General features: G+C 75.9%; 2 protein-coding genes. Both read left to right on the top strand.

The genetic code is table 11. From position 1 onward, the window contains the following. Positions 1-206: 206 nt before the first annotated feature. Positions 207-371, top strand: coding sequence for a hypothetical protein (locus ABZ780_RS31775; protein WP_357488465.1), 165 nt, complete (start codon positions 207-209; stop codon positions 369-371). A 69-nt stretch (positions 372-440) separates the two neighbouring features. After that, positions 441-1126 (top strand): hypothetical protein (locus ABZ780_RS31780; RefSeq protein WP_357488467.1); only part of this gene is annotated, 686 nt, incomplete at its 3' end.

Here is a 1126-nt window from a genome sequence, read left to right on the forward strand (position 1 = left end):
CGCCACGCAGTACGCCGGCCGCGAGTCCGGCACCGCCCGGGCCGCCCGGCTGCGCCGTGAAGGCCACCGCGGCAAAGGCGTGAAGCGCGCCGCCCAGCAGGGCGAGCAGTGGGAGCGCCGCGACCGCCGCCGCTTCACCTGACCCGCCCCTGACCGGCCGGCCCCGAACCCCCGTGGGGCCGGCCCTTCCGCGAGACGAGACCCACATGCGACGCCGCAGCACCCTCGCCGACCTCCTCGCCATGCACACCCCGTTGGCGCGCTGGGGTTTCACCGCCCTTGCCGTCTTGTCCGTGCTCACCGCGCAGCCCGGCCCGTTCCTCGTCACCGCCGCCCTGGCCGCCTACGCCTGGCGCTGCCACCGCGGCTGAACCGGCCCACAGCTGCGGGCCCCGCACCCGAGCGAGGCCCGCCCCCTTCCACCGCTCCTGGAGCCCACCGTGTCCCTGGACCAGCCCATCGCTTGGACGGCCGGCCACCTCTGGCAGGCCGCCCTGATCGCGGGCGTCCTCGTCACCCTCTGCGCCGTCATCGTCCGCCGCACCAGCGGCGCAGTCCTCACCGCCGGTATCGGCGCCCTCATCTGCACCGCCTACTCCGGCGACACCTCCTGGCGGTTCGCCGAACACCGGCTCCACATGGCCGACCACAGCGAGCGCCTGGTCATGTTCGCCGCAGGGGAGGGCGCCCTCCTCGCCTGCGCCGTCATGGCCCGCGCCAACAAGCGCGCCACCGCCACCGAGGACAGCGCCGGCACCCCGGGCGTGCCCGGCGTCCTCGTCTGGTGCATCACCGGCATCCAGATCATCCCCGCGTTCGCCGAGTCCGGTTTCTGGGCCGGCATCGTCCGCGCCGCGATCGGCCCGGTCATGGCCGCCCTGCTCTGGCACCTGGCCATGGGCCTGGAGATCCGTGTCGCCCGCCCCGAGGCCCTCTCCACCGGCCTGCCCGCCCAGATCGGCCACGAGCTCCGCGAGAGGCTCCTGTCCCACCTCGGCCTGGCCGTCCGCGGCCGCACCGCAGCCCAGGTCACCCGCGACCGAGCCACCGCCCGCGCCGTACGCCTCGCCTCCCGCAAGCACCTCGGCTGGTGGGGCCGCGCCGCGCTCCAGGCCTCCGTCGCCCG

The organism is Micromonospora sp. NPDC047467, from assembly GCF_040643095.1.
In the GTDB taxonomy this organism is placed as follows: Bacteria; Actinomycetota; Actinomycetes; order Mycobacteriales; family Micromonosporaceae; genus Micromonospora.

Bases quoted from the DNA above. Each gene is read 5' to 3' on its own strand.
- ABZ780_RS31775 (WP_357488465.1), top strand. From the start codon at position 207: ATGCGACGCCGCAGCACCCTCGCCGACCTCCTCGCCATGCACACCCCG.